Here is a 392-nt window from a genome sequence, read left to right as displayed (position 1 = left end):
TGGATTACTTGTAGTACCGCTTGCTGGCAAACCCGGTCCGCCAGTGCGGGTATGCCTAACGGCCTTTGCTTGTTTGTGCCGGGCTTCGGTATGTATACCCGCCGTACCGGTTTGCTGCGGTATGTGCCGGCATACAGTGCTCCATGAAGCTGGCGTAGCTGTGCCTCTTCTTTGGTCTTCCAGGTATCAACGGTAACATTGTCTACCCCTGGCGCTCCATTGTTGGCGGTAACCTTGGCACTGGCTTCTCTTAGGTTGGCCATGCGGTACACTTTGTCAATTACGCTGTGCAGTGGTTTTATCATCCTCAACCCTTCTTTGTCCGGCTTCCGGTCGCGGCAGTCCGGTACCTGCTTGCAGGTTCTGGTCGTTTTCCTGTTGAAGTTTGACCT

1 pseudogene is annotated in these 392 nt (G+C 54.3%); it reads right to left on the bottom strand.

The features are described from left to right. Positions 1-305, bottom strand: a pseudogene (locus tag A6M21_RS19000) (group II intron reverse transcriptase/maturase); the annotation flags it as partial. Between the last annotated feature and the right edge of the window lie 87 nt (positions 306-392).

It is taken from the genome of Desulfotomaculum copahuensis, from assembly GCF_001655685.1.
Taxonomy (GTDB): Bacteria; Bacillota; Desulfotomaculia; order Desulfotomaculales; family Desulfovirgulaceae; genus Desulfotomaculum_G; species Desulfotomaculum_G copahuensis.
Note: the sequence above shows the minus strand (reverse complement) of the source record. Positions and strands in the feature narration are given on the sequence as shown.